6 protein-coding genes are annotated in these 7322 nt (G+C 38.5%); all 6 read left to right on the top strand.

Annotated features, from left to right (window positions below):
* The first annotated feature begins 131 nt into the window (after positions 1-131).
* The 6 genes from DXB15_RS16440 (at position 132) to DXB15_RS16465 (ending at position 6554) form a co-directional block, all read left to right on the top strand.
* Positions 132-1172 (top strand): polysaccharide biosynthesis protein, encoded by a 1041-nt coding sequence (locus DXB15_RS16440; RefSeq protein ID WP_118703524.1) that lies wholly within the window; start codon positions 132-134, stop codon positions 1170-1172.
* Positions 1173-1244: 72 nt separating this feature from the next.
* On the top strand, positions 1245-2423 hold the full coding sequence (gene wecB, locus DXB15_RS16445) for a non-hydrolyzing UDP-N-acetylglucosamine 2-epimerase (protein ID WP_279233060.1): 1179 nt from the start codon (positions 1245-1247) through the stop codon (positions 2421-2423).
* A 25-nt stretch (positions 2424-2448) separates the two neighbouring features.
* Positions 2449-3645: a polysaccharide biosynthesis C-terminal domain-containing protein gene (locus DXB15_RS16450; RefSeq protein WP_118703526.1), complete on the top strand. Its 1197-nt coding sequence runs from the start codon at positions 2449-2451 to the stop codon at positions 3643-3645.
* Between the two features lie 204 nt (positions 3646-3849).
* Positions 3850-5541 (top strand): IS1634 family transposase, encoded by a 1692-nt coding sequence (locus tag DXB15_RS16455; protein WP_118703527.1) that lies wholly within the window; start codon positions 3850-3852, stop codon positions 5539-5541.
* A 232-nt stretch (positions 5542-5773) separates the two neighbouring features.
* The gene (locus tag DXB15_RS16460; protein ID WP_118703528.1) at positions 5774-5995 is read left to right on the top strand and encodes a hypothetical protein; all 222 of its coding nucleotides are present in this window, start codon (positions 5774-5776) and stop codon (positions 5993-5995) included.
* Positions 5996-6098: 103 nt separating this feature from the next.
* Entirely contained in the window at positions 6099-6554 is a 456-nt protein-coding gene (locus DXB15_RS16465) for a PD-(D/E)XK nuclease domain-containing protein (protein WP_118703529.1), read from the top strand.
* The last annotated feature ends 768 nt before the right edge of the window (positions 6555-7322 follow it).

Here is a 7322-nt window from a genome sequence, read left to right on the forward strand (position 1 = left end):
TAAAAGAAAAATGGTGCTGGATATAACACCCAACACCAAGTTTGTCTACAGTCTGAGAGCCTTCGGGCTCTTATTTTTATACCGAAAAATAGATGAATTCATGAAATACAGTTTGTAGAGGAGAGAGAAAGATGAGTTTATTCAAAGACAAAACATTATTAATCACAGGAGGAACCGGTTCTTTCGGTAATGCCGTTTTGAACCGGTTTCTTTCTACCGATATTGGAGAAATCCGCATTTTTTCCAGAGATGAGAAAAAACAGGATGACATGCGTCACGAATTTCAGGCAAAAATGCCGGAAGCATCCGAGAAAATCAAATTTTACATCGGCGATGTTCGTAGCCTTGAGTCTGTCAGAGGAGCAATAAAAGGCGTAGATTACATTTTCCATGCAGCAGCGTTAAAACAGGTTCCGTCCTGTGAATTTTTCCCGATGGAAGCAGTTCGTACGAATGTTATCGGTACAGAAAATGTTTTGACAGCTGCAATTGAGGAATGTGTAGAGTCTGTGATCTGTCTTTCTACAGATAAAGCGGCTTATCCGATCAATGCCATGGGTATTACAAAAGCCATTGAAGAGAAAGTAGCGGTTGCAAAATCCAGAATGTCCGGAAAGACAAAAATTTGCTGTACCCGTTATGGTAATGTAATGTGCAGTCGTGGATCTGTTATTCCACTTTGGATCGATCAGATCAAACAGGGCAATCCGATTACACTGACAGAGCCAAGCATGACACGTTTTATTATGTCTCTGGAAGAAGCCGTTGATCTGGTATTGTTTGCATTTGAGCAAGGTGAGAATGGAGATCTTCTGATTCAGAAAGCTCCGGCTTGTACGATTCAGACACAGGCAGAAGCAGTTTGCGAGTTGTTTGGCGGAAAGAAAGAGGATATCAAAGTCATTGGAATCCGTCATGGTGAGAAGATGTATGAGACTCTGTTGACAAATGAAGAGTGTGCGAAAGCGATTGACCTGGGCAATTTCTATCGTGTTCCGGCTGACAATCGTGGTTTGAACTATGATAAATATTTTAAAGATGGCGATGCAAAACGTAATACACTGACGGAGTTTAATTCCAATAATACCAAGTTACTGAATGTAGAGGAGACAAAGGCAAAGATTGCTTCTCTTTCTTATATTCAGGAAGAATTGGCAAAGATGGAAAATTAGTCATATAGTAATAAGTGATTTGAGATACGAATAACCAGAAACTGTTTTTGGAAAATAAGAGGGATACATACTATGAGTGATTATAGCAATATTAAATGGAAAGAAAATGGCAAATTAAAGCTGTTGATTATTGTTGGAACCAGACCGGAGATCATTCGTCTGGCAGCAGTCATTAATAAGACAAGAAAATATTTTGATGTGATTTTAGCGCACACCGGACAGAATTATGATTACAATCTGAACGGTGTGTTTTTTAAGGATTTAAAACTGGAAGATCCGGAGGTTTATCTGAATGCGGTTGGTACGGATTTGGGTGAGACCTGTGGAAATATCATTGCACAAAGTTATAAACTGATGGCTGAGATCAAACCGGACGCAGTGCTGGTTCTTGGCGATACCAACTCCTGCCTGTCCGTAATTGGTGCAAAGAGACTGCATATTCCGATTTTTCATATGGAAGCCGGAAACCGCTGCAAGGATGAGTGTCTTCCGGAAGAGACAAACCGCCGTATCGTAGATATTATTTCGGATGTAAATATGGCTTACTCTGAACATGCGCGCCGTTATCTGGCTGATTGTGGTTTGCCAAAAGAGAGAACTTATGTGACAGGTTCTCCGATGGCAGAGGTGCTGCACAACAATCTGGCAGAGATTGAGGCATCTAATATTCATGAAAAATTAGGTTTGGAGAAAGGCAAATATATTCTTCTTTCTGCACATCGTGAGGAAAATATTGATACAGAGAAGAATTTCCTTTCTTTATTTAATGCAATCAATAAGATGGCTGAGAAGTATGATATGCCAATTCTGTATTCCTGCCATCCGCGCAGCAAGAAACGGATCGAGTCTACTGGTTTTAAACTGGATCCGCGTGTGATCCAGCATGAGCCGCTTGGATTCCATGATTATAACTGTTTGCAGATGAATGCGTTTGCGGTTGTTTCTGATTCTGGTACATTACCGGAGGAGAGTAGTTTCTTTACTTCTGTGGGACATCCGTTCCCGGCTGTTTGCATTAGAACTTCTACGGAGCGTCCGGAAGCGTTGGATAAGGCTTGCTTTATTTTATCTGGAATTGATGAGAAGGGATTACTTCAGTCTGTGGATACTGCGGTTGAGATGAATAAAGCTGGAGATTATGGTATTCCGGTGCCGGATTACATTGAGGAAAATGTAAGTTCCAAAGTTGTGAAGATCATCCAGAGTTATACTGGTGTGGTAAACAAGATGGTTTGGAGAAAAGACGTTTAATAAATTTGGAGAAAAAGAGTTTATTATGAATATTTTAGTAACTGGAGCAAAGGGCATGGTTGGAACTGCCCTTGTGAATAACCTGAAAAATATCAGAGACAACAAGAATCGTACCAGACCGGGGATTAAGGTGGATGAAATTTACGAATATGATCTGGATTCCACACCGGAGGAGCTGGATGCGTACTGCCAGAAAGCAGATTTTGTATTTAACCTGGCAGGGGTAAACCGTCCGGAAAATCCAGAGGATTTCATGAAAGGAAACTTTGGTTTTGCGTCTGAATTATTGGATACACTGAAAAAACATGGAAATAAGGCACCAATCATGTTGTCCTCTTCGATTCAGGCAACTTTGGCAGGACGTTTTGGTAATTCGGAATATGGTCGTTCCAAACAGGCGGGAGAAGAATTGTTTTTCCAGTATGGAAAAGAGAATGGTGTCAATGTGGCAGTATATCGTTTCCCGAATCTGATGGGACATTCCAGACCGAAATATAATTCTGCGGTTTCTACGTTTTGTTGGGCAGTAGCCAATGATGAAGAGTTTACGGTGAATGATCGCAGCACAGAGCTGGAATTGTTGTATATTGATGATCTGGTAGAGGGAATGTTTGATCTACTGGAAGGCAGAGAGCAGCATTGTGAGTTTGATGGTGTGGAGACAGTTGCAGATGCAAACGGACGTTATTGTTATGTTCCGGTGACTCATAAAGTGACGCTTGGTGAGATTGTGGATCTGTTACAGGAGTTCAAGGAACAGCCGAGTACGCTTATGATGCCGAAGATGCCAGATGGTTCTTTTGCAAAGAAACTATATAGTCTGTATCTGATGTATCTGCCGACGGAGAAGTTTAAATATGCGTTAAAGATGAATGTGGATGATCGTGGAAGCTTTACAGAACTGGTTCATACACAGGATTGCGGACAGGTGTCTGTCAATATCAGCAGACCGGGTATTACAAAAGGGCAGCACTGGCATAATTCCAAGTGGGAGCTTTTTATTGTCGTGGCAGGTCATGGACTGATTCAGGAACGCAATATCAATACCGGTGAGAAAGTAGAGTTTGAAGTGAGCGGAGACAAGATCGAAGCGATTCATATGATACCGGGCTGGACACATAATATTATTAATCTGTCTGAGACAGAGAATCTGGTTACAGTAATGACCTGTAATGAGATCTTTGATCCAGATCATCCGGATACCTTTGGGGAACCGGTGTAAAGAAAGAGTTTGTGAGACTGCTTCGTGAGAGGCGGTCTTTTTTTTGTGAACTTCCAGAAACAAGTGCAACTCAATAAAAAGTGGAAATTGGAAAGTATGAAAAATCCTTGAAACTATAGGAAAAACCAGCGGTTTTGATTGTAAAATCGCTGGTTTTATGATACACTATATTTAGTCGTAAATACAACTATCAAAGGGGCGGTTATGTATCTTGATTATCTTGTAGATATACCAGAAGTAAAAGGAAAAATCACGTTTCGAAGCAAAGGAAGTGCACGTTATGTTTATTATGAGTGTGATCGAACTTATGATCCAAGCAAAAAATATACAATCGTAAAAAGAGTTACAATAGGAAAGGTTTTACCAGAAGATGAGTCAAAAATGAGACCAAATGAAAATTTCAAGAAATATTTTCCAGAAGTAGAATCACCAGAAGAAAGAGTTGGGAATGAAAGAAGTAGCTGTCTGAGAGCAGGAACATATATGGCTATCAATAAGGTGGTGAAGGATATGGAACTGGATAAGATGCTTGAAGAAACTTTTGGCTTGAAAACCGCAGGAATGATTTTAGATTTTGCTACATATTCGATTATCACGGAGGGGAACGCAGCTCAGTATTATCCAGACTACGCATATAATCATCCGCTTTTTACACCGGATATGAAAATTTACAGTGATTCAACAATCTCAGATTTTTTTCGTTCCATGAAAGAAAACCAAAGACAGCAATTCCTGGATTGTTGGAACGAGGAAAGAAACAAGAGGGAAAAGATTTACATTTCCTATGATTCTACAAATAAGAATTGTGAAGCAGGAAATATCAGTATGGTCGAATTCGGGGCTGCTAAGATAGATGCCGGTCTGCCAATCTTTAACTATGCAGTTGGATATGATCTTAATAATAGTGAACCATTGATATATGAAAAATATCCGGGCAGTATCAATGACGTTTCGCAATTACAGTTTATGGTCGAAAAGATAAAAGGGTACGGATACAGAAATATAGGTTTTATTCTTGACCGTGGATATTTCAGTAAAGAAAACTTACGTTTTATGGATAATAATGGTTATAGCTTCATTATCATGGTAAAAGGCTGCAAAGAGTTTATCCGTGAACAGATTCGCAAACAGAAAAGATCATTTGAAAACGACTGGGGAAATCAGATTGCAGAATTCGGAGTATACGGAAAAACAACACATACATTTGTGTATGCCTCAGATACAAAAAAGAGATACGTGCACATCTATTATAGTGCTTCAAAAGCTGCGGGAGAACGTGCAAGGTTAGAGGAAAGTATTCAGGAAATGCAAAGCTATCTGGTAAGATTTCAAGATACGGAACATGAATTCGGACCGTCTTTCCATAAATATTTTCACCTACATTATAATAAAGATACAGGGCACTTTGTTTATGGTGAACCCAATCTTCAAGTAATCCGTGATGAATTGGATTTGTGTGGCTATTTTGCTATCATTTCCTCTGAAAAGATGGATGCGAAAAAGGCTATTGGATTATATAAGAATAGAGATGCATCAGAAAAAGTATTCCGTGCAGATAAATCTTATCTGGGTAACAGTTGTTTAAGCGTTGCTTCCGAAGGAGCGGCATCGAATAAGATATTTATCGGATTTATAGCACTGATTATTCGCTGCAAACTGTATACAGAATTAAAGTCGAAAGCAAAAGAAATGGTTAAGAAGCCGAATTATCTTACGGTTCCAGCAGCAATCAGGGAACTGGAAAAGATCGAAATGACAAGACAACTGGATAAAGTATATCGATTAGACCATGCAGTAACAAAGACACAGAAAGTAATACTGAGTGCATTCGGGATCAGTGCAGAACAAGTGAAATATAAGGCGAATTATATTAGTGAGATTATGAAAGGGAAATAAAAATGGCGAGAAATATCAGCAAGGAAAACTTAACATAAAAGATAGTAAAAACTGAAAAAGCAATCAGCAGAAACCGTGTACAGTATGAGCGATTGATAGCAGAGCTGGAAGAGCTTCACAAAAAGCAGAAAGCGATACAAAGTGAGGAGTTATTGAAAGCAATTGAAACAAGCAGCAAAAGTTATGAAGAGATCCTGAATTTCATTCAGGGGAAAGATGAGGAAGAATAGGAATGGAAGAATACTCTAGAATTATAATCGAGGAATACTGTATGAATCATCCGAAAACACAGAAAGCAGATTTTTTATGGGAAATGGTTCATATGTCATATGACATTGCATGCGAGCCGGAACCATGGCAGCTAATGCACTTGTCACAATTAATATCAAGAGAACGAAATCCAGAATTGAGAGATGCACTTGAGGATTTAGATGAATTTATGAATGGGTACTAAGATGAATACCTAAAGCTTGTTTGATGATAGAAAGTTGAGTAATTGTTCGCGAGAATATATTCCAAATGAAGAAGTAAAATCTGCGTTTGGGGATGCGGTGCAGATGAGCAACTGGAGCCAGGTTATTGAAGCAGTAAAACAATCTGAGTGGTTATTACGGGCAACCTTACAGAAAGATGCTGAGGGTGTTGCAAAAGGAATAGATACTGTTCATGAGAACAATACATCGATTCTAAATTATAATGATGAAAATGCGCTGAGTTGTGTCATTGCTTTAGCATATTACAATGCTATGAATGATTATATGTTGGTGCGCGAAATGCCTTTGGGAAAAGGATACGCTGATATTGTATTTTTGCCGAAAAAGCATATCGATTATCCGGCATTGGTGGTTGAATTAAAATATGATCAATCAGAAACAGGTGCAATCGAGCAGATTAAAGAAAAACATTATGCCAAGGCATTGGAAGATTATACAGGAGAAATTTTACTGGTTGGGATTAACTATGATAAAAAGAGCAAAAAGCATTCCTGTGTGATAGAAAGTTGGAGAAAATAGGTGTTCTGCGACTGGACTGTATGAGAGGATTTATGTCGGGAAAGTTTGTTCCATTACTGTTCCATTTTAAAAATTGAGCTCCTGGAGTATTGATTTTACTGGGTTTATGATATTGTCAATATTACTTTACACTTTTTTCTCAAGGATATTCGATCTAAGCCGCTTTTAAAGAATCATAGTATTGTGTGAACTTCCAGAAACAAGTGCAACTCAATAAAAAGTGGAAATTGGAAAGTATGAAAAATCCTTGAAACTATAGGAAAAACCAGTGGTTTTGATTGTAAAATCGCTGGTTTTATGATACGCTATATTTAGTTGTGAATACAACTATCAAAGGAGCGGTCATTATGTATCTTGATTATCTTGTAGATATACCAGAAGTAAAAGGAAAAATCACGTTTCGAAGCTTATGAATGGATACTAAGATGAATACCTAAATGCTTTTGAAAAGCGGCAAAAGCTTTATCAAAGGCAATCTAAGTGAGATTTAGTTGTAAAATTTCTGGAAGTTCTCAATATAGTAAGTTTGGGAGCCGCTTCGTGAGAGGCGGCTTTTTCTTAAAAAAGACAAACTATAAACGAAAATAAATAAGTGTGTAGATAAAAAATGGTGTTGAGCGTAAACCCAACACCAAGTTTAGTATAGGTTATTCATCATCAATTGAAATGTTGTGTTCTGCGAGAATCTTTTTGAGTCGTTCAACTTCAGAATTTAACAAATTATAGCAAGAATTCTCCTTCCTCTACAGGTGGGAGATGAATTGCAAA

The organism is Roseburia sp. OM02-15 (assembly GCF_003481835.1).
Lineage (GTDB): Bacteria > Bacillota > Clostridia > Lachnospirales > Lachnospiraceae > Eubacterium_I > Eubacterium_I ramulus_A.